The organism is Martinezella dioscoreae, assembly GCF_009176305.1.
GTDB lineage: Bacteria > Pseudomonadota > Alphaproteobacteria > Rhizobiales > Rhizobiaceae > Rhizobium > Rhizobium dioscoreae.
In genome coordinates, this window is record NZ_BLAJ01000004.1 from 607,886 (window position 1) to 630,929 (window position 23,044).

The 23,044-nt window shown below is 57.8% G+C and carries 24 protein-coding genes; 5 read left to right on the forward strand and 19 right to left on the reverse strand.

What is annotated here, in order from left to right; translation table 11 throughout:
* Window positions 1-3 precede the first annotated feature (3 nt).
* Genes GDN47_RS20065 through GDN47_RS20115 form a run of 11 tightly spaced genes read right to left on the reverse strand, consistent with a single transcriptional unit; the run spans window position 4 to window position 11,534 of the window.
* Window positions 4-642: a cytochrome c oxidase subunit 3 gene (locus GDN47_RS20065; protein WP_152094084.1), complete on the reverse strand. Its 639-nt coding sequence runs from the start codon at window positions 640-642 to the stop codon at window positions 4-6.
* Complete coding sequence (locus GDN47_RS20070; protein WP_152094085.1) at window positions 635-2,305, reverse strand: cytochrome c oxidase subunit I; 1,671 nt, start codon at window positions 2,303-2,305, stop codon at window positions 635-637. Before GDN47_RS20070 ends, GDN47_RS20065 begins: the two co-directional genes overlap by 8 nt.
* Window positions 2,302-3,243: a cytochrome c oxidase subunit II gene (coxB, locus tag GDN47_RS20075; protein WP_233790016.1), complete on the reverse strand. Its 942-nt coding sequence runs from the start codon at window positions 3,241-3,243 to the stop codon at window positions 2,302-2,304. Before coxB ends, GDN47_RS20070 begins: the two co-directional genes overlap by 4 nt.
* Window positions 3,240-4,046: an SCO family protein gene (locus GDN47_RS20080; RefSeq protein WP_152094087.1), complete on the reverse strand. Its 807-nt coding sequence runs from the start codon at window positions 4,044-4,046 to the stop codon at window positions 3,240-3,242. The genes coxB and GDN47_RS20080 overlap by 4 nt, the downstream gene beginning before the upstream one ends.
* Window positions 4,043-4,447 carry a hypothetical protein gene (locus GDN47_RS20085; RefSeq protein ID WP_152094088.1) on the reverse strand — a complete coding sequence of 135 codons (405 nt, stop codon included), beginning with the start codon at window positions 4,445-4,447 and terminating at the stop codon, window positions 4,043-4,045. Before GDN47_RS20085 ends, GDN47_RS20080 begins: the two co-directional genes overlap by 4 nt.
* Window positions 4,444-5,496, reverse strand: a complete 1,053-nt coding sequence (locus GDN47_RS20090; RefSeq protein ID WP_113396537.1) for a hypothetical protein — start codon at window positions 5,494-5,496, stop codon at window positions 4,444-4,446. The genes GDN47_RS20085 and GDN47_RS20090 overlap by 4 nt, the downstream gene beginning before the upstream one ends.
* On the reverse strand, window positions 5,493-6,026 hold the full coding sequence (locus tag GDN47_RS20095) for a c-type cytochrome (protein ID WP_152094089.1): 534 nt from the start codon (window positions 6,024-6,026) through the stop codon (window positions 5,493-5,495). Before GDN47_RS20095 ends, GDN47_RS20090 begins: the two co-directional genes overlap by 4 nt.
* Window positions 6,023-6,583 carry a DUF3341 domain-containing protein gene (locus GDN47_RS20100; protein WP_113388628.1) on the reverse strand — a complete coding sequence of 187 codons (561 nt, stop codon included), beginning with the start codon at window positions 6,581-6,583 and terminating at the stop codon, window positions 6,023-6,025. Before GDN47_RS20100 ends, GDN47_RS20095 begins: the two co-directional genes overlap by 4 nt.
* A complete protein-coding gene (nrfD, locus tag GDN47_RS20105) occupies window positions 6,576-7,913 on the reverse strand; it encodes an NrfD/PsrC family molybdoenzyme membrane anchor subunit (protein ID WP_152094090.1) in 1,338 nt (445 codons plus the stop codon). Before nrfD ends, GDN47_RS20100 begins: the two co-directional genes overlap by 8 nt.
* The gene (locus GDN47_RS20110; RefSeq protein ID WP_152094091.1) at window positions 7,910-10,861 is read right to left on the reverse strand and encodes a TAT-variant-translocated molybdopterin oxidoreductase; all 2,952 of its coding nucleotides are present in this window, start codon (window positions 10,859-10,861) and stop codon (window positions 7,910-7,912) included. The genes nrfD and GDN47_RS20110 overlap by 4 nt, the downstream gene beginning before the upstream one ends.
* Window positions 10,862-10,865: 4 nt before the next feature.
* Window positions 10,866-11,534: a cytochrome c3 family protein gene (locus GDN47_RS20115; RefSeq protein ID WP_152094092.1), complete on the reverse strand. Its 669-nt coding sequence runs from the start codon at window positions 11,532-11,534 to the stop codon at window positions 10,866-10,868.
* A 199-nt stretch (window positions 11,535-11,733) separates the two neighbouring features.
* Here GDN47_RS20115 and GDN47_RS32395 point away from each other — a divergent pair, with 199 nt between their 5' ends.
* Window positions 11,734-11,937, forward strand: coding sequence for a hypothetical protein (locus GDN47_RS32395; protein WP_069614275.1), 204 nt, complete (start codon window positions 11,734-11,736; stop codon window positions 11,935-11,937).
* 169 nt (window positions 11,938-12,106) lie between these two features.
* On the opposite strand, the gene GDN47_RS20125 is transcribed toward GDN47_RS32395, so the two are convergent.
* The 8 genes from GDN47_RS20125 to GDN47_RS20160 all read right to left on the reverse strand — a co-directional run bounded on the left by GDN47_RS20125 (window position 12,107) and on the right by GDN47_RS20160 (window position 19,236).
* Window positions 12,107-12,604 carry an NUDIX hydrolase gene (locus tag GDN47_RS20125; RefSeq protein WP_152094093.1) on the reverse strand — a complete coding sequence of 166 codons (498 nt, stop codon included), beginning with the start codon at window positions 12,602-12,604 and terminating at the stop codon, window positions 12,107-12,109.
* Window positions 12,605-12,755: 151 nt separating this feature from the next.
* Window positions 12,756-13,256, reverse strand: a complete 501-nt coding sequence (locus tag GDN47_RS20130; RefSeq protein WP_152094094.1) for a YciE/YciF ferroxidase family protein — start codon at window positions 13,254-13,256, stop codon at window positions 12,756-12,758.
* A gap of 206 nt (window positions 13,257-13,462) precedes the next feature.
* Window positions 13,463-15,862 (reverse strand): membrane-bound PQQ-dependent dehydrogenase, glucose/quinate/shikimate family, encoded by a 2,400-nt coding sequence (locus GDN47_RS20135; protein ID WP_152094095.1) that lies wholly within the window; start codon window positions 15,860-15,862, stop codon window positions 13,463-13,465.
* Between the two features lie 65 nt (window positions 15,863-15,927).
* Entirely contained in the window at window positions 15,928-16,206 is a 279-nt protein-coding gene (locus GDN47_RS20140) for a DUF2934 domain-containing protein (RefSeq protein ID WP_152094096.1), read from the reverse strand.
* 159 nt (window positions 16,207-16,365) lie between these two features.
* Window positions 16,366-16,938: a cysteine hydrolase family protein gene (locus tag GDN47_RS20145; protein ID WP_145323116.1), complete on the reverse strand. Its 573-nt coding sequence runs from the start codon at window positions 16,936-16,938 to the stop codon at window positions 16,366-16,368.
* Between the two features lie 27 nt (window positions 16,939-16,965).
* On the reverse strand, window positions 16,966-17,211 hold the full coding sequence (locus GDN47_RS20150; protein ID WP_095437741.1) for a hypothetical protein: 246 nt from the start codon (window positions 17,209-17,211) through the stop codon (window positions 16,966-16,968).
* Window positions 17,212-17,251: 40 nt separating this feature from the next.
* On the reverse strand, window positions 17,252-18,052 hold the full coding sequence (locus tag GDN47_RS20155; RefSeq protein ID WP_152094097.1) for an SDR family NAD(P)-dependent oxidoreductase: 801 nt from the start codon (window positions 18,050-18,052) through the stop codon (window positions 17,252-17,254).
* A gap of 14 nt (window positions 18,053-18,066) precedes the next feature.
* Window positions 18,067-19,236: a zinc-dependent alcohol dehydrogenase gene (locus GDN47_RS20160; protein ID WP_152094098.1), complete on the reverse strand. Its 1,170-nt coding sequence runs from the start codon at window positions 19,234-19,236 to the stop codon at window positions 18,067-18,069.
* 1,120 nt (window positions 19,237-20,356) lie between these two features.
* On the opposite strand from GDN47_RS20160, the gene GDN47_RS20165 reads away from it, so the two are divergent.
* From GDN47_RS20165 to GDN47_RS20180, 4 genes are all read left to right on the forward strand, one after another.
* Window positions 20,357-20,740, forward strand: a complete 384-nt coding sequence (locus tag GDN47_RS20165) for a response regulator (RefSeq protein WP_173002530.1) — start codon at window positions 20,357-20,359, stop codon at window positions 20,738-20,740.
* 260 nt (window positions 20,741-21,000) lie between these two features.
* Window positions 21,001-22,218 carry an Nramp family divalent metal transporter gene (locus GDN47_RS20170; protein ID WP_152094163.1) on the forward strand — a complete coding sequence of 406 codons (1,218 nt, stop codon included), beginning with the start codon at window positions 21,001-21,003 and terminating at the stop codon, window positions 22,216-22,218.
* A gap of 1 nt (window position 22,219) precedes the next feature.
* Window positions 22,220-22,585, forward strand: a complete 366-nt coding sequence (locus GDN47_RS20175; protein ID WP_152094100.1) for a hypothetical protein — start codon at window positions 22,220-22,222, stop codon at window positions 22,583-22,585.
* Window positions 22,582-22,896: a PRC-barrel domain containing protein gene (locus GDN47_RS20180; RefSeq protein ID WP_113353020.1), complete on the forward strand. Its 315-nt coding sequence runs from the start codon at window positions 22,582-22,584 to the stop codon at window positions 22,894-22,896. Before GDN47_RS20175 ends, GDN47_RS20180 begins: the two co-directional genes overlap by 4 nt.
* The last annotated feature ends 148 nt before the right edge of the window (window positions 22,897-23,044 follow it).

The following is a 23,044-nucleotide window of genomic DNA, read 5'->3' on the forward strand; positions in this document are numbered from 1 at the left end:
GGTTCACCTTGCAAGATAGAACACAGGATAGAGGAACACCCAGATCACATCGACCAGGTGCCAATAGAGGCCAACGGTGACGAGAACGATCGCCCGCTCCGGTAGCTTGATCGAGCCGAGCGTCAAGCGAAACAATAGCGCGATCAAAAGCACGATGCCGATGGACAGATGCACCGCATGCAGGCTGGTGGCGATGAGATAGAGGTTCATGAAAAGATGCTGAACGTCGTCCACATAGCGGGAATGCACGCCCTCTATCGGAAGCAGCCCTTCTGTAAACTCCATCCAATACTCGTAGGCTTTCATCACAAGGAACACCAAGCCGAGGGCAGCGGCCCCAACGAGCCAGCCGGACGCGATTTTGGCGCGGCCCTCCTTGGCGCTCTCCACGCCCAGGGCGACAAAAAGGCTTGAGGTCAGCAAGATCGCCGTGTTTATTCCGCCGATACCGGAATGTAATGCATGGGAGGCGCGGACAATCTCGGGCGCATGCGCCAGACGCACGGCGGCGGCAATGCAGAACAAGCCGCCGAAGAGCATGATTTCACTACCGAGAAAGACGTACATCCCCATCATCGCGGCACGATGCTGCTGGAGGGGATCCGTGAATGGCTCGGCGACGGAGGGCCTTGCGTCAGACATGCTCGTCCCTCATCTCGATCTCATAGTCGTAAGGCGGGCGATCGACGACTGGCAGCGTTTCGAAATTATGCTTCGGCGGCGGCGATGGCGTCGTCCATTCCAGTCCGGTCGCATCCCATGGGTCGTTGGGTGCCGGCTTGCCATAGCGCATCGAATAGATCAGATAAATCAATGGCATGAGGTAGGCGATCCCAAGAACGGCGGCGCCGCCGGTTGAAACGACGTTCAGCACCTGAAATTCCGGCGGATAGACATGATAGCGCCTCGGCATGCCAAGATAGCCGAGCAGAAATTGCGGAAAGAATGTCAGGTTGAATCCAATGAAAAAGAAGATCGCAGTGACCCGCCCCCAGGCCAGGGAATACATGCGCCCGACGATCTTCGGCCACCAATAATGCAGCGCGCCGAAGAAGGCCGATATCGTTCCTCCGACCATGATGTAGTGGAAATGCGCGATCACGAAATAGGTGTCGTGCACGTGGACGTCGATTGCAAGCATCGCCAGCATCAGCCCGGTCAATCCGCCGAAGACGAAAAGGCCGATGAAGGTCATGGCGAAGAGAAACGGCGGATCGAGCGAGATGTGACCTTTGAACAGCGTTGCCGTCCAGTTATAAACTTTCACGCCGGAGGGGATCGCCACCGCGATGCTGAGAAAGGAAAATGCGGCACTTGCATAAAGCGATTGCCCTGAAACGAACATGTGGTGGCCCCAAACGAAGAAACCGAGGGCCGCGATCGCGATCGAAGAGCCGGCCACGAACTGATAGCCAAAGATGGGTTTATGGGCACCAGCCGCGACAAGTTCGCTGACGACCCCAAGCGCGGGCAAGACCATGATGTAGACGGCCGGATGGCTGTAAAACCAGAAGAGATGCTGGAATAGCAGCGGATCGCCGCCAATCGCGGGGTTGAATATACCGAGACCGAACAGCCGTTCCAGCGAGATGAGCACGAGCGTGATCGCCAGCACCGGTGTCGCCAGTACCAGGATCAGCGATGTCGCATAGAGCGACCAGACGAAAAGCGGCAGTCTGCCCCAGGTCATGCCGGGACAACGCAGGGTATGAACCGTGACGATGAAGTTCAACCCCGTGAGGATCGAGGAAAAGCCGACGATGAACACCGCGGTTGCGGCCAGGATCACGTTGCCATTGGCATACATTGTCGAAAGCGGCGTATAGAACGTCCATCCCGTATCGACGCCACCCGCGATCAGGATGAATACCGTAAACAGCCCGGCGAGCATGTAGATATACCAGCTCAGCAGGTTCAGCTTGGGAAAGGCGAGATCCTTGGCGCCGATCATCAACGGGATCAGGAAATTGCCGAAGGTGTTGGGGATGGATGGAATGAGAAAGAACCAGACCATGACGACGCCATGGATCGTGAAGGCGCGATTATAGCCTTCATTGGTTAGAAGGTCTCCTGCCGGCGTCAGCAGATCGAGCCGGATCAGCGCGGCCGCGGCCGCACCGATGAAGAAGAAAAACGTGATGGAGAGTGTATAGAGAACACCGATGCGCTTGTGGTCCGTCGTCAGCAGCCAAGACTTGAGACTATGTCCGGCGCGCAGGTAGCTGACACGCTGCGCCGCGGTTTCCGTTGAGCCGCCTCCGCCGACATTGGCCTCTTCAAGCTTGGGATCAGCGACATCGGTCATTGTGTGCCCCCCGCCTGCCCTAGTGATTTGACATAGGCGACGAGCTTCATGACATCCTCCTCGCTCAGAAGGTTCTGAAAGGTCGGCATTATCGGCTGATAGCCGGCAACGACCTGCGATTGCGGCAGCAGGATGCTGTCGCGAATATATTGATCGTCCGCAGTGACGATCTCTCCAGATTGAAGCGGCACTGGATTGCCATAGATGCCAACCAGTGAAGGCGCTCGCACCGACGCCCCCGGATCGTGACAGCCGCTACAGCCACGGCTGCGAAAGAGTGTCGCCCCTTCCGCGGCGAGGCTCACGTCATTCGAGGACAGGGACAGCCATTTGGCATAGTCGGTGGGGTTCATGACGATAAAACTGCCGGTCATCTCTGAATGATTGCTGCCGCAATATTGCGAGCAGGCAATGCGATAGGTGCCTGGCTTGTCGGCCACGAACCAACTCGACGTATATCGCCCAGGCACGACATCCTGCTTGATGCGCAGGGCCGGGATGAAGAGGCTATGAATGACATCCTGCGACGCCATTGTGAGCTTGACCGGCTGACCGGACGGTACATGCAGTTCGTTGATTTCGGCCTGTCCTTCGGGATGCTGGAATTTCCACATCCATTGCTTGGCAACGACGTCGATCTGCATGGCGTCGGCAGGCGGATGATAAAGCCTGGCGAAGAGATCCGTCGACCAGACATAAAAGCCGAGCAAGGCAAGAAACGGGACGATGGTCCAGGAAAGCTCCAGGGGAATGTTGCGGTTCGGCGCATGCCTGCGATCGGCCTCCTTGCCCCGCCGATATTTGACGACGAAGATGAGGAGCAGGACGAACACCGGCGCCGACAGCGCCACGATCAGCACGGTGAAGGCAATGACGAGCAAATCGATCTGATGACTGTAAGCGGACGCGCCGGAGGGCCAGAGCGGAATGAAATTCACGGCAGCCTCCTTCCGGCATCTTTCGAACGGCACTCGCGAAGGAGCAAGATGACAAGCACACCGATGCCGAGGATCGCGACGAGGCCGCATGCGACACGAAGCGCAATCAGAATAAGGGACGAATATCGCCCGGTAAGCGGATCATAATGATAGCACAGCAACAAAAGCTGGTCCTGCCAGCTACCGATGCGCCCCTCACCGGCCTCGGTGAGCGCAAGTTTCAGGTCTCCGCTGGTCGGCGCAAGTCCGTAGAGCCACCGGCTTAACCGCCCGTCCGGTGTTAAGACAGCGACAGCGGCATCGTGGGCATATTGGCCAATGTCGGGATCCCAGGCATAACGATAGCCGAGGGCATCGGTGACGCTATGAATGGCGGCCACCTCGCCCGTCAGCGCATGCACGCCGCCGTTTGTGAGTGAGGGAAAGCGGCGCTTCAGCTGTTTGAGCGAAGCCGAAGCCTCTTTGGGACCCTCGCCTGCATCTATGCCAAAGGCGACAATTGTAAAATCGGTAGCCGGCCGAAATGACTGTCCCTCTATCGCCTCCATCAGCCCCGACAAGGTGACACCACAGATATTGGGACAATTATGCAGGACGGGCGCCAGCACGATCGGCTTGCCGCCCCCAAGCTGGCGAAGGGTCACGACGCGATCGGCCTCATCATGGAAAGGCAGATCGAGGGGGATGAAGGCATCCGGCTTCTGATCGATTCCGGTCACCGAGAATGGATCGAAGGCAGCTGCGCGTGCCTCGCCGGCGCAGACAAGCAAGGCAAGAGCCAGCGTGAATGCGGCCGTCCTCATCGCGCTTCCTCCCGTTCATCGTGATCCGGCCAGCCGCGCGCCGCCAGGATGACCATGGCCCTGTCGATCGGAATATGCGCCGCCCCGACTTGGCGATCGATCCAGCCGTAACCCTGAAGACGCTGTTCCGCCTGCCGCTGAAGCAGCTCGCGATTGGCGGATGGTGACACTTCGAGGCGTGGGCCTAGCTCCGCCTGCTTAGACCCGAACTTCGTCCGCGGCGGCGCGGCGTTCGGCGCAATCCACCACAAAATGCCAAAGACAAGGAGAACCGAAAGACCCATGCCGAGGAAGAGGCCAAGCGTCACCCAGAGCACCAGCCGAGGAGAGACATCCTTCGGTTCGAATAGTGGCGACGCTTTCTGCCGCCGCGGCTTCCTGGAAAGCGAGGCAGCCATCATGAAACCTCCGCCGTCGCGGTCGCCGCCAGCCGGCGCGCGACCTTGCTCGCGCGGGAAAGAATGGCAAGCGTGATCTGCGCGAGACCGGCAAGCGACAAGCCATAGGCTGTGATGGCGTAGCCCAGATGCGCTGTCAGCCTCGGCAGGACGAGCCAGGCGTATTCCAGCAACCGCCCGGCGAGGATGATCGATACCAGACCCACCAACCACCGTCTGGATCGGCGGATCGGTGGAAAGAATAGAAGGAACAGTGCCGTCAGATGCAGGAAGGTAATCGAGACCTCGACCAACGACCAAATGCCCGTACCACGGCGCTGAAACCAGAGGGCGCCTTGAGCAAGATTGCCCGACCAGATGATGAAATATTGCATGAACGCCAAATAGGCCCAACAGAGGATGGCGGTGATCAACAGCGAACCGACAACGCTCGGCTTGGCGACACCACCCTCCCCCAGGCTCATGAGCACCAGCAAGGCAAGCGCGGTCAGCATCTGGCCGGCGAGTACATAGAGCGCGAAACCGGAGGAATGAAAGTGGGGATCGAGCGACATCAGCCAATCGGTCGCAAGGATTTCCTGCAGGAGGATGAAACCGATGAGTCCGCTGATCGCAATCGATCGAGATTGGCTGCGCAACAGTGCCTGCGCAAGCAGATAAGCGGCGGCGAGAATGAAGAGGGTTCTGAGGTCAAAGAATAACGGCGTCAGGTAGATCGCCTTGAACGGTTCCACTGGAGGCTGCCGAACCCATTCATAGACGGATGACAGGCCGAACAGGATCGGCAGCCAGGCGATCAGCACGAGCGGCAGCAGCGACAGCGACGATCTCGCCGCATGATCGAGATCGTGCCGCCAGATTCCGGGAATTATGCGCATCATCATGACCAGACAAAGCGCACCCAGCGGGAGCGCGCTTACGAAGACCAGCGCCGAAAGCCAACCGAGCAAGGCAGACGCGGGCGCGACGAGCGCCAGGGAAAGAGCCGCGAGGCAGAAGATCACGCCGCTCAGCGCCAGCAAGCGGGTCGGCAGGGCTTCGACCCGGCTCATGATCCCGTCCTCTTCAGCTGCGCCTGATCCTCCGGCGGCAGGCTCGCGACACTGGCGCCCTGACTTAGCTGTAGCGCCCGGATATAGGCTGCGATCGCCCAGCGATCCCCTGGAGAAACGCGGTCCGCATAGGAATACATCACGCCGTGGCCCTTGGAGATCACCTCGACGAAATAACGGGATGGCGCCTGTCGCAGTCGGTCGATGTGAAAACTCGGCGGATGGGGAAAGCCTCGCGCCGGCACCGTGCCATTGCCGTAGCCGGCGTTGTCATGACAAGGCGTGCAATAGATGCCGAATTCCTGCTGCCCGCGCTGGAGAAGCTCGATATTCATCGCTGGACGATCGGCAAGCGCCCGCACATTCTGAAGATCGTCCCGCGCGACCGTTCCATCCGGCGGCGCCTGCAGGGCTTTGCCATCGGCAAAGAGCCGGCTCTTTTCATAGGAATCATAGCGCGGCTGATGGTTCATGTCATCGCAGCCGGCAAGCAGAAGCATCGGCGCAAGAATGAGAAGACCGCACCTCATTCCGGTTGCTCCGTATGCTCGACGGCGTCCACGCTGATTGGCTCGAGCATGCCGAGAAAGGCGCGTGTGCGCTTCGCATGGAAGCGCTGGTCGTTACTCAGAATGATGAGAAAGAACTTGTCGGACTGCCCGAGCTGAAACGCCTCGATGTCGAATAGCGGGTGATGCAGTCGCGGCAAGCGGTTCAGAAGCAGCATGCCGAAAATTGCTGAAAGTACGGCAAAAAGAACCGTGAGTTCGAAGGTGATGAGCATGAAGGACTGCCAGGCAAAGAGGGGCCGACCGCCGATTTCGATCGGATAGGCGTAGTTGGTGTAGAGTTGCAGCCCGTAGCCGAGCACCGCGCCGAAGAGACCGCCGGCCAAAGTCAGCCACGGAATGATGTTCTCCTCGAAGCCGAGCGCCTCCGTCAGTTCTTCGACCGGATACGGAGAATATGCCTCCATGGCGGTAAAGCCCGCCTTGCGCGCGCGTTTCACCGCCTCGATCAGTCGCTCTGGCCTGTCGAATTCGGCCAGCAGCCCGAACAGATCTCCTCCAGGACGCGGCTCACGCATGCCTCAAATCCCCCGTCTCGCGTAAGGCCTCCTCCACTTCAAACGTGGAGATCACAGGCAGGAAGCGCACGAAGAGAAGGAACGGTGTCAGGAAGACGCCGAGCATTCCGGCATAAAGGCCCCATTCCCAAACGCTCGGATGATATTGGCCCCAGGAGGAAACCAGATAGTCGCGATATAGCGATGTCGTCAGCAACATGTAACGCTCGAACCACATGCCGATCGTGACGGACAAGCCGATCAGGAAGAGCATGGGCGGCTGGCGTCTGACGCTTTCGAACCATAACAGCTGCAGCGGTAGGAAATTCAAAATGACGGCGCTCCAATAGCTGAAGGCATAGGCGCCGGCCAGCCGGTCCATCAGCGTTCCCACCTCCTGCAATTCACCGCCGTAAAGGCTGTCGAACACTTCCGCGACATAACCGTAGGCCGTCATCAGGCCGGTTGCGAGCAGGAAGCGTCCGAGCAGGTCGAGATGGCGGTCGGTGACCAGCATGCCAAGACCGAGGGCGTGGCGCAGCACGACCGCGATCATGGCGACGACGGCGAAACCGGAAAAGGCCGCCCCAAGCACGAAATAGGGCGGGAAGACCGTAGAGGTCCAGCCCGGTATCGGACCGGCGGCGAAGAGAAGCGAAATTTCCGAATGAACCGAGACCACCAGCGGAACGGCAATCGCTGCCGTCAGCCTGTAGGCCTGGTTCCAGCGTGCCCAGTGCCGGGCGGATCCCCGCCAGCCGAGCGCCGCGAGCCCGTAAATCACCTGCTGCCAGCGTCGCCTGGCGCGGTCGCGTACCGCCGCTAGATCCGGGATAATGCCGATATACCAAAACAGTATGGAAACAGTGAGATAGGTCAGGACGGCGAAGAAATCCCAGCTCAGCGGGCTCTTGAACTGCGGCGAAATCGTCATCGTATTGGGATAGGGCGCGATCCAGTAGAAGAACCATGGCCGGCCAAGATGCAGGATGGGATATAGCCCGGCGCAAATGACGGCAAACAGCGTCATCGCTTCGGCGAAGCGGTTGAGCGAATTGCGCCAGTGGGCACCCAATAGAAGCAACATTGCCGAGATCAACGTCCCGGCGTGCCCGACGCCCAGGAACCAGATGTAGTTGGCGATCGCCAGACCCCAATTGACGGGAATATTGTTGCCCCAGACGCCGACGCCCGAAATGAGAAGCACCGTCGCCGAAACCACAAAGGATAAAAGCAGCAGCAGGGAAAATGCGAAGCATATCCACCATGCGACGGGTGCCGGATATTTCAACGGGATCCGCGTGATCCGCTCCGCGGCCGCGGCGTCCTGATCGCGAATTTTCCCGCTCATCCCGCTGCCTCTGTCTTTGCAAGGGACGGATCTTCGATCCGGGCGAGATAGGTTGTTCGGGGCCGGGTGTTTGCTTCCTCGAGCAGGCTATAGTCACGCAAACCTGCCTTGAGTCGACTGACACCAGAATTGGGGTCCGCGACATTGCCGAAAGTAATTGCCTGCGTCGGGCAAACTTGCTGGCAGGCTGTAACGATCTCGCCATCGTGCATCGGCCGGCCCTCCTTGTCGGCTACGATCCGTGCCTCAGCGATGCGCTGGACGCAGTAGGTGCATTTTTCCATGACACCGCGGCTGCGCACCGTTACATCCGGATTGCGCATGGCCTGGATCTGCTCGGCATCGTCGCCCGTGAAGTCGAACCAGTTGAAACGGCGCACCTTATAGGGACAGTAGGACGAGCAAGTGCGTGTGCCGATGCAGCGATTATAGATCTGCAGGTTCAAGCCATCGATGCTATGGACCGCGGCATTGACAGGGCAGCCCATCTCGCAAGGCGCCTGCTCGCAATGCATGCAGGGGACCGGCTGAAAATAGGACTTCGACGCCGTGGCATCGCCTTCATGGTAATGATCGATCCGCAGCCAATGCATTTGCCGCCCTTCGGCAACAAGTTCCTTGCCGACCACCGGAATGTTGTTTTCAGCCTGGCAGGCGGTCACGCAGGCATTGCAGCCGATGCAAAGATCGAGATCGATCGACATGCCCCAGGAGGGATCCGATATCGGCCTGTCCGGATAGAGCGATGGCGGCTTTTGCTTTTGATCCGGCCGGGAGTGTGGATCAAGCTGCCCGACTTCGACCGTCCGGATGAAGTCGAAGCCGTCGATCGCCTGGTGTAATTGTGTCGTTGCCACCTGCAGCATTTTGTCCGTCGGCTCGATTGTGACGCCGGCTATATGCCAAGGTGTTGCCGATCGCCGCAGGCCGTAGGCGTCATAGCCAAGACCATCCGCGATCGAATCCTTCAGCTTGCGTCCATAACCGAGCGTGATGGCGATTGTATTGGCTTCCTGACCTGGCATGATCCAGACAGGCCCGTGAATGGAAGCGTCCCCCGCCGTCAATTTGACCTCGGCGCCATTTTCCAGCTTCCGTTCAGATGCAAGTTGCGGGCTGATGAGGATCACGTTGCCCCATGCGATCTTGGTCAGAGGCCGTGGCGTCTCCTGCGCCCAGGCATTCTCCGAGAGGGTACCGTCCCAGACGCCGGCATCCGGACGAATGACTAGGGACAGGCCGGAAGGGGCGTCCGGCGCAGCCGGCGGGACGGCGCGGTCCAGAATGGTCGGGATGAGCGACGGTGCGGCACTATCCGAAACGAAGCCGCGATAAAGCGCGTCGCGCCAGCGCTCGTCGAACTCTCCATCCCAGGCCGCGCGCCAGGTCTGCTGCACCAGATCCCTATCGCTCAATGCGCGGCCCATCATTGCTTCAAGCACGACATGCGCTGCGCGCACCGCATAGAACGGCCGGACCAATGGCTGGATCAATGTCACGCTGCCGTCCACAGCACGCGCGTCACTCCAGCTTTCAAGATCATGTTGAAGCGGCACATGCCAATGCGAAAGAGAAGCCGTTTCATCGACATAGAGCCCGGCGTGAACGCGGAGCTTCACCTTCTGCAAAGCATCGCGAAACGCGAGATCGCCCGGCGCAAAATAGGCGGGATCGCTACCGATAACCGTCAGTGTCGACACCTTGCCGTCGTTCATGTCGGTTACAAGCACGTCGAGCGATCGCGGGCCGTCCGGCGCTTGGGCATTGACCGGCTCGGAGAAGTGAAGCGTGTTTCCGAGACTTCCCAATCTCTCATTGATCAGCAAGGCAAGCGCCTGAAGATCGTCTCCATGATGGACGCCGACCAGCACCAAGGCATTGGCCTTAGATGCCTGGAGAGCGGTTGAGACGCCGATCACCCATTGTCGCTCGTGATCAGCGAGGCTGACATCCGCCAGGCCCTTGAGACCAATCCGCGCGCCTATGGCGCGCAGCAGGCGATCCATTCCCGAATGCGATGCAACGAGGTGCATATCCGCAACCGCCCCAGTGGCCGAAGGTGTCGGTTCGGCCACGAAGAGCCTGCTCGCCCCTTGCATGTGTTGGCGCAACCGCCGGCGATCAGCGAAGGCACGGGCATATGACGTCTGCCGAGGACCAGGGCCGAGGAAATCGTCGTCGAGACTGACGATGGTTTCGGCGGCGGCGAATGCTGGCTGAAACTCCAGCGGGCGACCGAAAATGTGCTGCGTGGCGTTCCATCGGCCGGTCTCAGGCAATGGATCGCAGATATGCCACCGTGCCCTTGGCCACCGCTGCATCATCGCCTCGATCTGGCGGCGCAAGGTCGGCGAACTAAAAGGTGCGGTCAGCAGCCGAAACCCTTCCCCTCCAGTCTTGTCCAGTTCATCAGCTTTCGCCGCCATCTCGGCATCGAATGCGTTCCAATCGGCGGGCTTGCCCAGGTGCAGCGGCGTTTGCGAGCGACCGGGATCGTAAAGCCCGAGGAGTGAGGCCTGCGTGAAAGCATCGGTGGCCCCGCCGCATACGGGATGATCGGGATTGCCTTCCAGCTTGACCGGTCTGCCGGTGAAGGTCTTGCCGAGGGTAGGCTGCGCGTAGCCGCCAAAGGTCGCGGCTGTGGCAAACCACTTGGCGACGCCGACGCTCACGCGCTCGGGCGCCTGGACGTATGGGAGCGCCTCCTCGTCCTCCTCGCCCTTGCAGGCCGAAAGGCCTGATAGCGCAAGCGATGCCGCCATGATCTTGAGGAGGGTACGGCGGTCGAAGGTGATACCGCCTCTGTGCATCATCGGAAATTCACGCCTGGAGAACCGATGAAACTCCTCCGTATCGGCGAGCTCCTCCAGTGCCCGCCAGAAATGCCTCCCCGTCTTGCCGATCAGCCGCTCGTGGACCGTGTCTTTTTGAACCGGACGATCTATCATCGGATCACCTGTGACAGATGTTGCATTGGATGAGTTTCCTAGGTTCGATGCCATAGGCTTTCACCACCTGCGCGCCGAAATCCTTGTGCTGCTCGGGATTGGCGTCCCAGTCGGACCAGTCCATGCGCGTCACCTGATCGGGCGGGCGCAGATTGGGCGCCGGATTTCGGTGGCAATCCAGGCACCACTGCATCTGGAAGGGCTGCGCGCGCGACATCAACGGCATCCGATCAACCTGCCCGTGGCACGTCACGCAGGCAACGCCGCGAGCGACATGAATCGAATGGTTGAAGTAGACATAGTCGGGCAACCGGCTGACGCGGTTCCATGTGAGCGGCACGTTGGCCGCGAGGCTGTGTCGGACCGGCGCCAGCATGCTGGCACCGGTCCAGATTTGCGAGTGGCAGCTCATGCAGATATGTGTCGCCGGCAGTCCTGCGCGGGCGCTTGTCTCGACGGAGGTGTGACAATACCGACAGTCGATACCGAGACCTCCGACGTGATGCTCATGGCTGAAGGGAACCGGCTGATCCTGCACCCAGCCGACCAGGGTGCCATAGCTGGAACTCGCGTATCCGCCGACAAACAGGACGCTCAGGAATATTAGGATGGCGGCAACGAGCAGAGATGCGCGCAGCCTCGTATCAGCCGATGCCGTAAAGATCTGCGCCACGGAATTCCCCTGAATTCGCCCTCGCAATGGGATCAAACGAAAACCGGGGTTGAAAGTTCCACCATCTGTAGTGTCGGCCGCAGATGGCGCATTCCATCCCGTTTGCCTGGAACAATGCGGGATACCGGCAGTTTTTAAGACCAAGGCGGATCGTCTTTGGCGCTATCGCCGCAAAATACATCCCAGAGGAGGCCCCGCTATGAAACATCAGCAACCTCGTGAAGGCGCGCCAGGAACGACGGATCAATCGCCGCGATGGGAAGGACCGGCTGGATCAAAGCCGGCTGGATACCTACCGGCCAAGGATGGCGGTGAAAAAGCGCGCGATGCCCACGGCGAAAATATCGATCATCCACGCAAGCGTCGCGTATCCGACGCACTGAAACAAAAAGGCGATGATTGACGATGCCGCCAGGCCATGGCGCCGCCACGAAAACTGCCAAGAAGTGGCGCAAGCTTGCGATTGGTCGCGATGAGGAGGAGAAGGATTGACCTCGGCCTGAACCAAGGCGTATTAGATTGGCCCACGGTAAAATTGCATGGTCGCGTGAGACGATGCCCACGGCTATTACTTAATCAGTCTCCGTAGGCCTTGTTTCCTCCAGCACAAAGCGCATCAATAGTCCCTTCAGTTCAGGTTCGCGCACACGGCGGGCTGCCTCTTCCGGCACCATCCATTCGATTGTCCGCTGCCCACTTTCAGGAAACTTTCCACATTGTTTTCGGACTTCAAGCAGGTGAACTTCGACCACTGACGGTATCGTCTGCCTGTCAGCCAGCATCTTCAAATATGTGAAATATCCGAATATCCCCTTTTTGACCTTGCCCTTGACGCCTGCCTCTTCCCAGGCTTCGCGTCGCGCCACCTGACCACCATCAAGCCCTTTAATCGGCCATCCCTTCGGAATCATCCATCGTTTGGTCTCCCGTGTGGTGATTAGCAGCACTTCACGCGAATTATCGTCGCGATGCCGAAAGCATAACGCGCCATATTGCTCGGCCATCTCTCTGGCGGCGATGGTCTCTATATGCGCAGCAAGTCGCGCAAGATGGGGTCGGCGGTTTGACATGACACCTCTAACTTACCGGCCCATGGGACGGCATGATATCGAAACCGACAAGCTCCCTTCAATGCTGTCGCACGAAGCATATTCATGACCGGGCAGTTCCCTGACGGTGCGCTGCATCCGCAACGCACCAAAGATCAAAGGCAACCGTGTTTCATGCGGCCTTTCTGGCCTTCGCATTGGCCGCCGTCTCGGCGAGTTTCGTCAGTTTCTGATCCGTCGCCCTTTCTTCCTCCAGCGTCTGCTGCAGGAGAGTGACGGCATCCTTCAGACCGAGTTGCTTGGGCCATTCAATAAGCGTGCCGTAGCGGGCAATTTCGTAGTGCTCGACGGCCTGCGCCGAAGAGATAAGACCGGCATCGAGCGCCGGCGTGCCTTTGAATTCCTCGATGATCTCGTCGGCCTCGGCGATAATGCCCTGGATTGCTTCGCAGGTCTTTCCGCGCGCTGGCTTCCCAAGCAGCTCGAATACCTGCTCCAAGCGTTCCACGTGGCCTTGGGTTTCGTCGCGGTGATGAAGGAAGCCTTGTTTGCCCTCCTCCGCCTGTGCCGCGCATGCCATCTTTGGCAATGCCCTTAGAATCCGCTTCTCGGCATAGTAGATGTCTTTCAATGTTTTTAGAAAGAGATCATTTAAAGTCTTCTCGGATGCCATTTGGAGTCCCCAACATATTGAGAAAAGATCATTTTGCAGCAGCGCGCCGATGTGCCGGTCTTTTGCGCGTGATGTTTTCTCCTCTGGGTTGTTCTTGAGATCTTCAGTGGTCTCACACTTCGAACCGACGGCCTGAAGATTGGTTCCCGTCTCATTCCTGGAAAAATGCTGTCAGCACCGCCCTGAACGGAAAATTGCTTCCTGACCTAGCGATGCGGCAACGCAAACGCCACGATGTCGTCACCGTTGCGCGACTGCAAGCCGCCGTGCCCACCAGCTGCAACGACGACATATTGTCTTCCGTCCGAGCCGAGATAGGTCAAGGGGGTGGCGTTTCCACCTGCCGGCAGGTGAAACTGCCAGACGACCTTTCTCGTCTTGCCATCGAGCGCGCGGATATATTGATCCGTCGTTGCGGCGATGAAGATCAAGCCGCTACGTGTCGCAACACTCCCGCCCATGCTGAATATTCCCGTGGGCAGACCAAAGGGCAGGCGCAGTCCAAACGGCCCCATATCCTCTGTCGTTCCAAGGGGACGCTGCCATGCAACCTTTCTTGTCAACAAATCGATCGCCTGCATCTGACCCCAAGGCGGGCGGGTACAAGGAATGTCAAGCACACCGAGCCAGGCTTTGACGACAATGGAAAAAGGCGTGCCATGCTCGGGATTATTTTGGAAGTCAGGCTGCGGATATGGCTGCTTCCATCCGCCCCATGGCGCGAAGAGCCTTTTGGCGAGAGCAGACGCATAGGGCAGCATCTGCAGTTGAAACGGCATGAATGTCGTATTGATAAACAAGAGTTTGCGTTCCGGATCGACCGTCGCGCCATACCAATCGGAGGTCCCGTCGAAGGCTGGCCAGCCGATGGTCGGTTTCAATCCTGGCGGCGTAAACAAACCGTCGTCCCGCATCCGCCGAAAGGAGATCCGGCAGAGAAGCTGATCGATGGGAGTTGCACCCCACATATCCGCTTCTCGAAGCTTGGGCGCGAGCAATTGCGGCATGCCGGTCGAGAAGGGTTGTGTGGGCGAATAGCGTTCGCCCGGTATATCGCCCGGCGGTACCGGCCGCTCGTCGACCTCGGCCAAAGGATGGCCATCGCGGCGGTCAAGAAGAAAAAGCTGGCCTTGTTTGCTGGTTTGAACAAGCGCTGGGATACTGCCGCCCCTATCGTCGGGGAGATCGACAAGCGATGGCCCTACGGGAAGATCGAAATCCCAGAGATCATGATGCACGGTTTGAAAATGCCACCTCTCCTGCCCGGTGGTAAGGTCCAGCGCCACCAGCGAGCTTGAGTAGTGGTCGTCGAAAGATCTGCGCTGCCCTCCGAAATAGTCCGGAGTTGCGTTACCCAGGGGCACGAAGACGAGATTGAGCTTTGGATCGGCCGTATAGACGCCCCAGCCGTTCGGCGTTCCACGTGTATAGGTTTCATCTGCACCCAACGGCCTGTTAGCGGGATTCTTCCCCATGTCCCAAGACCATGCAAGTCGCCCCGTGTTTGCGTCAAAGGCGCGTATCACGCCCGAAGGCTCGCCGACGGTCTGATTGTCATAGACCCATCCTCCCAGAACTATACGCCCGTTCAGGACAAGCGGCGGCGAGGAAATGAAATGAAACCCTGGCGGAACCGGCCCCATGTGATCGCGCAAATCGACCGTCCCCCGCTCACCGAACTGTTCGCAGGGCTTGCCCGTATCGGCATCGAGTTCGAACAGCCTTGGAAGATCCGATGCCGTCGAGATTATGCGGTGCGCGCATGGTCCCGCGGATGCCACGGACGAGGCGTCGTAATATGAAACCCCGCGGCAAGCTTGATAGACATTGTGCGACATGTCGCCGCCCGGATCATAACGCCATTTCAGCTGTCCCGTCGTTGCATCGAGCGCGATAACCTCGCGATGCGGCGTGCAGAAATAAAGGCTATTTTCAACCTTTATCGGGGTCGCTTCAAAGCTGAACTCCCTGCCTTTGGAATTCTCACCCGGCCTCGGCTTGTCGCCCGTCGAAAACGACCAAGCCTGTTGCAAGAGATTGACATTGTCAGGCGTGATTTTGTCGAGAGACGAATACCGGTCTCCCGCTGGCGTGCCTCCGTAGTAGGCCCAATCGCCTGCTGAACCAGCATCGCTGTGATCTCCATCCATGACCTTCCAGCGGGCGGGATCGCCGAAACTGATGGTCCTGGCTTCGCTGATCCGATAACCAGAGCCAAAGACGAAGATCAGGATCGCCAATGAAAAAACGAGATTGGTGACGAGGATCATTCTTGCCCTTGCCAAGCGCTCGATGCGACCGGCAATCCAAGGGGACCAGATCCATAAGCCAAGAACCGCCGGAGCGACCAGTCTCGGGATAAGCGCCCAGCCATCAAAAACGGATTCGGTCAGAGCCCATGCCAGCGTCCCGATCAGCAATAACGTGTAAAGCCATGGACCGAAGACGCTTCCCCTGGACAACAGCACTGCAACACACAAAAGGCTGATACCAGCTATTAGATAATAGGAAGTGCCGCCGAGTACGAATAGCCATGCGCCAAGGCACGCAAGGGTGATGCCGATTAGCCCGACGAGATAGGCCGTAAACATGAAAAGAACGCGCATCAAGGCTCCTCTCGTTGGCGCGAAGCGTGGTCAAGCGTTCGACCGATTAGAAGAAGTAAGCCATCTCACTTGTTCTCGGAGGCAAGCTCTCCTGGCTTGAATCTCCCTGGCTTGGCTTCTTGTGAGGGAATGGCATCCGACGACGTGGGAGCTGGGCGGGTTTCATCCTCCGACTCCGGCACCACGCCGGCATGATGGTCATCAGACGATGTTTTCGGGAGATCTTCGTCACGCGCCCTTAGCTCACGTTCCGCATCCAACCAATGGCGCAATGCCTGCCCATTCGGCTTTCCTTCCATTTCCCACCTGGCATAGGCAGCCTTTCTGATGTCCTCTTTTGTCATCGGAGAGCCCTTTCACAGATACCGACATCCAACTGCGCCGGAGCCGCGGAGTTCCCGAATGGACCATGTCCTCAATGAATCCGGTCGGCGATCGATTATGGGAAATCCTTCTGTATTTATGCTGGCTCATGCACAGGGGCGAGCTAACCATCGCCGTTATCATTCCGCAGACAGAAACTCTTCGACCGTCACAATTTTGGCCTGTACGGAAAATCGCCTTTCAAACAGCGTAAGCGCTGCGTCGTGCGCATCGTCATCACCACTGCATACGGCATCCCTCAGGATGATAACGCCATAACCGAGATCGATGGCGCCAAGTACCGCGGCCAGGACGCAGACGTCCGTCTCTCCCCCGCTTATGACTAAAGTGTCGATGCCTTGACGGGACAATATCTGATGGAGACGACCATCCACCCACGGCGAATACGTGAATTTGTCAAATATGCGCGCTGGCGGCGTCAGGGCTCGAAAGACTGGAAGCACGTCCATCAACTCTTGAGGCAGCTTGCTGGCGGTCATCATGTTCCATTTCTCGTAATAGGCCCGCCATTTGCCTGGCATGATGTCCGGCTGTGCTGGTGGCATGAAGCGCGTGAAAATCGTCCGCTCGGGAAATCGTCCCACCACCTCCACAACCTGATCCAGCGTGCGGGCCATCCAGGGCACCTGCCAGGGTGTTGGTTCAAAGAACATGCATTGCATGTCGATGCACAAATGCAGCCAGGTTTTCATCCCGCCATCATCCAGCCAAACAGGAATTCAGCCGCGATATTTGCCCTCGTTCATGTCACGCGGATCATAATTGAGATCCCAGTCCTTTTCGGGTTCTGCCGATCCTGGTGGGGTCTTGTTTACGGTTGCATCGCTGGAACCGGTAATGACCCTTGGCTTGGCGCTCGCGACACCGTCACTCTGACTGCCATGCAACAGCTTTCGATACTGACCTTTGGCGTCCTGAGTGGGATCTCCCCTCTTCTTTCCGCCTGGATTGTTCGACTTGGCCATTACGATACCTCGCTTGCTTGTCGGACCTCATGGAAGCTGATTAATTTTCGGCCGAGCCCGGGCGGGCCGTTTTTGCATGCTGGTGCGCCAAGATGCTGGCCGGTGTTATGTTCGCCACCGCGGCTTGGAGCTTGTTCTTCCAGCCGCTCACGACATCCGCTTCACCGTCCATCATCGCATCGAAGCCGATCCGGGCGACTTCCGCGGGATTATCCTTCTTGGCTTGGCCAATTTCCGTGTCCATCAAGCCGGCCCGCTTAAAGAAATTCGTGTCCGTTGCCCCAGGCATCAGGCAACTGACCGACACGCCGGTACCTTTCAATTCTTCGCGCAGAGCGAAGGAGAAGCTATTGATAAAGGCCTTGGTTCCATTGTAGATCGCCTGGTAAGCGCCCGGCAGGAACCCGGCAATCGAGCCGGTCAGCAGAATGCGGCCATTGCCGCGGCTTCTCATCTGATTTCCGATGTGCTGGATCAGATACACGGTTCCGACGATATTGGTATCAATGACCTTTCTGGCGCGGGTAAAGTCTTGATCGAGAAATTGCCGGCCCAACCCCTGTCCGGCATTTGCCATGAGCAAATCAACGGGCCGACCGGTCGCGGCGATGCTCGCCAAAAGCGTGTCGACCCCGAATGGTGTCGAAAGATCGGTCTGCACCGCCTGCACCTCGCCGCCAAACTTTCTGAGCTGCACGGCCGCGGTTTCGATCTCGCTCTCGTCAGCCGCCACGATGAGATTGTAACCTTCCGCGGCGGCGCAGGCCGCCAGTTCATAACCGATGCCGCGCGAGGCGCCGGTGATGACAGCCAGTCCATTTTCCAAAGCCCTCTTGGCCATAAGCCTGCTCCTTCTCAAGGTTTGAGCACGACTTTCACGCAACCGTCCTGTTTGTCGCGAAAAAGCTTGTAAAGGTCAGGCCCGTCTTCAAGGGTTCCGCGGTGGGTAACGACGAAGGAAGGATCGATTTCGCCCTTTTCGATACGTTCCATCAACATGGGCAGGTAATGTTGCACCGGCGTCTGCGCCATCTTGAAGGTCAGGCCTCTATTGATCGCCGATCCCATTGGAATCTTGTCGAGATATCCGCCATAAACGCCGACGATCGATACGGTGCCGAAGTTGCGACAACAATGGATGGCCTGGCGCAAGACGTGGGGCCGGTCCGTACCCATGAAGGTCGCCACCTTGATGCGATCCCATCTGGAAGCCCAACTGGCGGAAGCCTCGGCCTCGGTTCCCACCGCGTCAATACATGCATCGGCACCACGTCCTCGGGTCATTTCCATGATGCGGTCATAGACATCTTCTTCCAGGAAATTGACCGTCTCGGCGCCGCCAGCTTCAGCCAGCAAAAGACGCGTTGGAACGGTATCGATGGCGATAACGCGTTCAGCACCTAGCAGGAAAGCCGATCGAATGGCCATTTGACCCACCGGACCACATCCCCAGATCGCGATCGTGTCGCCTTGCTGAATACTGCAGAATTCCGCCGCCATATAACCGGTCGGGAAGATATCGGAGAGAAACAGGACCTGTTCGTCATCCAGCCCATTTGGAACCTTGGCTGGCCCGACGTCGCCATAGGGAACGCGCAGATATTCGGCCTGGCCGCCGCTGTAGCCGCCAAGGAGGTGAGAATAGCCGAACAGGCCGGCTGGCGAATTTCCCCAAAGCTTCGTTACCTTCGAACGGTCGGGATTTGTCCGCTCGCAACCTGAGAAGAAGCCGCGCTGGCAAAAGAAGCATTCGCCGCAGGCGATCGTGAAGGGAACGACCACGCGGTCTCCGACGGCCAATCGTGAGACCCCTTTGCCGACCTCGACGACTTCCCCCATGGTTTCATGGCCCATGATATCACCGCTTTCCATGGCGGGCATCACGCCATCATAGAGATGGAGGTCGGAACCGCAGATCGCGCACGCGGTTACCTTTATGATGATGTCGCGTTCATCGTCTAACCGAGGATCGGGAACACTCTCGCACCGTATGTCATGCTTGCCGTGCCAGGTCAGTGCTTTCATCGGTTCCTCCAACATCTCGATCCTGCGCCAAACAGTCGGCCTGCGGCGATGTTCCCAGGCAACTGAAATTTGGCGGCCGGAGTTCACGACCGAGCAACCGATGGGATACTGGCGTACCCTCGCCGGTATCGATCTGGGAGATGTTCGACTGTTGCTAATCCCCGACATCCGCAAAGCCTGATTTGAAAAGGGAACTTTCGAGTCGGAAGGAGGTTTGGATGTGAAACGCTGGTTTCTAGCACAGGGAAAGTGCAGTCATGGCCGTCTTCGAAAAGGGAAAATTCGGTGCTCTGATTGCCTATATCATATTGGCGGTGCTTATCGGCTGTGTACTTGTCGCGGGAGCCCTTTTCTTTCATCGACATGAGCCACAACGGCCCGGTCAGCCCTCGCCCCATGCCCTGGATCAATCCCAATAGTATGAAGAAAAAGCCAAGGCCGCCCGATCACGATCGGCGTCTCCCACCAGACGCGCCATGAATCCAATCCAGCCCAGCGGCCTTTGAATTCATGACGCGCCTCAGGAGGCGGCTCGCCAGCGGATTTGCGAGCCAGGAGGGACCGGCGTGACTTCCCTCCGGCGGTCGAACCCTCATGAGCGGGATTTGTTCCTGAATGGAGATAATATCAAGCCGATACCGTGCGGATAAAATGCCGCGCCGATCACGCTCGGCTTCAGGCGCAAAAACCTAAGGCTTTTGGTCCGCCAGCAGCGCAAGATCTTCCAGACAGACTGTCTCGCCGCGATTCCTGAATCAAGGGCGATACTTCTTGATTGCCAGCTGTCTCAAAACGGAGATCTCGTTCAACGGGTGAATGACCGTGCCGGGATCGGCGGCCGCGCACTATTGCAATTGACTTCAGTTACGCGTCCGAGGATGTTCAAAACGCCTCGGCCAGCATTCGCCGCATGCTCTGGACCAGTTTCGCCGATGTCCCCACCATTGGTGCGAAGCAGCGCAGGCGGTACCGCCGGCCACTTACTGATAAACGCAGGTTTTGACGCAACCTTCCGTAGCCCTGCAAGTTGGGAGGAAATGGAGGCCGAGGCGGTTCAAAACACTGTACAGTCAGGCAAGGAGTTTGTAGATCGTCTTGGTCCTGACGTGGAAGCGATATCATGGTTCGCAGCTACAGCAAGATGTTTGCGGGCAAGCGGGTGCTCATCGTCGAAGATGAGTATTTGCTGGCCGACGAAACGCGCCGCCAGCTCAAGAAGTTGGGAGCGACCGTCATTGGCCCCACCGGTCGTGTTGACGTTGCTCTGGATCTGATTGATGACGAGAAGATAGATGTTGCTATTCTCGACATATATCTCGACGGAGAACTGGTATTCCCAGTTGCGGAGAGACTACAGGAGCTCAATATCGCTTTCATCTTTGCTACTGGATATGATCCTTCCATCGTGCCCGCGTCGTTCAAGGGATTTTTATTGAACGAAAAGCCGTTCGAATTGGAGAAGATCGCACAAGCGCTATTTGGCCCGCGCCCTAACGGCATGTAAAATAAAGTGTCGCATCTGATCTTGCACCCCATTGACGGCGGTGTGAACCGCCGCCCATGAGCTGGGAGGGCTGGAGGTCATTTCCCCTCCGTCAGATCGAGGCAACATGTTCGACAGTTGTACCTCGAAGCAGACGAGCATCGCGTCCCGCGCTATTGAGGCTTCATGGTTGTCCACGGCGTGCCACCGCGCTCAATTTGATCTCTATGTCAAAAAAGCGGACATACAGTTCCAAAGGCTTTGTCCCCAGGAGCAGCAGATTGAAGAAATTGCTGCAGGTATCGCTTGGCGTCATCACCAGCATCGGCGGTTTTCTTGAAACGGGAAATATCGCGACCTCCGCCCAAGCAGGAGCAGCCTATGGTTATACTCCCCTTTGGGCTGTTGTTCTCGGCACGATCTGTGTGATTTTCCTCGTTGAAATGTCGGGGCGCTTCGCAATCGCGAGCCATTATACGATCGTCGACGGAATTCGGGATCGCTTCGGCTCCAATATTTTTCTTCTCACTGCATCCGTGGTCTTTATCGTCAATCTTCTCGTTCTTGCCGCCGAAATCGGCGGCATCTCGCTTGCGGTGCAATTCCTGACTGGCGTGAAATTTCCGTGGTGGTCATTGCCGGTGACATTTACCGCTTGGTTGCTGCTCTGGCGGGGCACATTCGGCCTTATCGAGAATGGCATATCGTCTTTGGGGCTTCTGGCGCTCTCTTTTGTCGTCGCCGTGTTTGTCATGGATCCGCACTGGGGCGAAATCGCGAAAGGACTTGTGCCGACGCTGCCGAGTAAAGATCCGCTACATTATAGCTTCAGCGTCGTCGGAATATTGGGCGCTGTCATTTCGCCCTATCTCTTTTACTTCTATTCCTCGGGTGCCATCGAAGACGAATGGGACAAGACCTACTTTGGCGCCAATCGCGCGATCGCGATCCTTGGCATGAGTTTCGGCGCGATCATTACCGCCGCAGTCATGGTTCTGGCTGCAATGATTTATCCCTCCAACGGGATTGAGGATATTGAAGGATATGAGCAGATTGCCATGATCCTCACGCCCGCCTTTGGAAAATGGGGACTTTGCCTCTTTGCCATCTCGCTCGGGATTACATGTTTGGGCGCGACCCTCGAGGTGAGCCTGGCACAGGCCTATCTAATCGCACAAGGCTTCGGATGGAATTGGTCGGAAAACATGAAGCCGAAAGAAAATCCCGCCTTCTGCCTCGTCTACACAGCCTGCCTTATGATTGCCATGATCCCAATCGTCATCGGCCTGGATCCGCTTCGGATCACCATCTTTTCGATGGCCCTCTCAGCTCTCAGCCTGCCGTTCGGCGTGGTTCCCTTCCTTATCCTGATGAACGATCCGACCTATGTAGGGAAGCACAGAAACGGGTGGATCGGCAATGCCGCAGTCATCTTTATCGTCGCGATGGCTTTCGTGCTTTCGATTGTAACTACACCTCTGGAGATCCTGGGAGGCTGACATGTATCTTGCGCGCGACGTTCTGGATAAGCAGGTGGTCGATCGCAGACAGGCTCGTATCGGAAAGGTCGACGGTATCGTGCTTACGACCGAAAACGACGACCGGCTCAAGATCAGCTTTGTCGAAATGGGCCATTTGACATTGCTGCGAAGGCTGAGCCAGCGCCTATATCGCTGGCTGCTTGCCTTTTCCCAACGGGTGCGGGCAGAGCGCGATCAATGCCCCTATCGGATTCCTTGGTCGAAAGTCACTGATGTGGGCATCGACATTGAAGTTGATATCGACAACAGCGAAACGCCGCTAGAACAGAAGCAGGAATGGTTGAGACAACATATTCTCAGGCACATTCCGGGAGGGTCGTCATGACGGAGATACATCTGGAGCTCCTGCTTGGAATGAAGGTTCACGACTTAAATGGTCAGCCGATCGCACGCTTGGAAGAGATCAAAGCGGAAGCTGCGGACGAAGATTTCTTTGTTGTCGAATATCACCTCGGAGCTCTTGGCTTGCTGGAAAGAGTATCGGCAACGACGATTGGCAACGTCATGCTACGGCTCTTCGGATTCGAACAGCGGTCGACTGGCTATATCGTTCCATGGGATAAGCTCGATGTAGGGAATTCTGGTCAACTTAAACTCCGATGTACCGTCGACGAACTCAGGACGAGCGCACCGTAACGCATTTCGGCTAAAACGTGGTGCATTGGGAATCCTCCTTACTTGACCTCACTGTCGAGCCAGTCGGTCACCTGTTTGATTTCCTTCTACGGACGGATCGCTCACACTTCTTACGATTGTCGGCGGTTTATCATATGACGATGCGGCG